The sequence below is a fragment of the Salegentibacter sp. genome (assembly GCF_041642575.1).
In the GTDB taxonomy this organism is placed as follows: domain Bacteria; phylum Bacteroidota; class Bacteroidia; order Flavobacteriales; family Flavobacteriaceae; genus Salegentibacter.
The window spans coordinates 1-1,383 of record NZ_JBEPWD010000166.1 but is presented as its reverse complement, the minus strand read 5'-3'; the positions used below and the strand labels follow the sequence as shown (position 1 = coordinate 1,383).

The window sequence follows — 1,383 nt, the reverse complement described above, 5'->3', positions numbered from 1 at the left end:
AATATTGCTGAAGGAGCAGGTAGAAATACCAAAGGAGAATTTAAAAATTTCTTAGGTATAGCAAGTGGTTCTTCTTATGAACTTTATACACAATTGATACTTTCTTATAGACTGAATTTAATTAAAGAAAATCAGGTTAACCCGATTTTATCTGAAGTTATTGAGGTTCAAAAAATGAATTACGCATTAATAAAATCGTTAGCTATTTGAGTTTTCTCAATACTCAATACTAACATCTAAATACTAAACAATGAAGACAGCATACATAGTAAAAGCATACAGAACAGCAGTGGGAAAGGCTCCACGGGGCGTGTTCAGGTTTAAGCGGCCGGATGACCTGGCAGCAGAGACTATTGAATATATGATGAAAGAATTACCAAATCTCGATAAAAACCGTATCGATGATGTTATCGTGGGTAATGCAATGCCGGAAGCCGAACAAGGTTTAAACGTTGGACGTTTAATCTCATTAATGAGTTTGGATACCGATAAGGTTCCAGGAATGACTGTTAATCGTTATTGTGCTTCAGGATTGGAAACTATTGCGATAGCTTCTGCGAAGATCCAAAGTGGAATGGCCGATTGCATAATCGCAGGAGGTGCAGAAAGTATGAGTTACATTCCCATGGGAGGATACAAACCTGTACCTAATTATAAAACCGCCAAAGAAGGTAATGAAGATTACTACTGGGGAATGGGACTAACTGCGGAAGCAGTAGCCGAAAAGTATAAGGTTTCCCGTGAAGACCAGGATGAATTTGCCTTCAATTCCCATCAAAAATCTTTAAAGGCACAGGAAGAAAACCGTTTTCAGGATCAAATAGTTCCTATTGACGTCGATGAAACTTTTGTTGGAAAAGACGGTAAAAAACAAACTAAAACTTATACGGTAAATAAGGATGAAGGTCCAAGAGCCGATACTTCCAAAGAGGTGTTAGGAAAGCTAAGACCCGTATTTGCAGAGGGCGGAAGTGTAACAGCCGGAAATTCTTCGCAAATGAGCGATGGTGCTGCCTTTGTAATGGTGATGAGCGAAGAAATGGTAAAAGAGCTAAATCTCGAACCCATAGCTCGACTGGTGAGCTATACGCCTGTAGGTGTTCCTCCAAGGATAATGGGAATTGGGCCGGTGGAAGCAATTCCAAAAGCCTTAAAGCAGGCAGGATTAAAACAGGATGATATGCAACTTATTGAGCTTAATGAGGCCTTTGCCTCACAGTCTCTGGCTGTAATAAGAGAATTGGGCTTAGATCCCGAAAAAGTAAATCCTAATGGTGGAGCAATTTCTATGGGTCACCCACTGGGATGTACCGGAGCCAAACTTTCGGTACAGATCTTTGATGAAATGCGCAAACGCGACCTGAAAAATAAATACGCCATGGT

At 40.3% G+C, this 1,383-nt stretch carries 2 protein-coding genes; both read left to right on the top strand.

Features of this window, described 5'->3' with window-relative positions; genetic code table 11:
* The coding region (locus ACESK1_RS12880) for a four helix bundle protein (RefSeq protein WP_372920583.1) at positions 1-210 on the top strand (210 nt) is incomplete at its 5' end.
* Positions 211-250: 40 nt separating this feature from the next.
* On the top strand, positions 251-1,383 hold a 1,133-nt coding region (locus ACESK1_RS12875), incomplete at its 3' end, for an acetyl-CoA C-acyltransferase (RefSeq protein WP_372920582.1).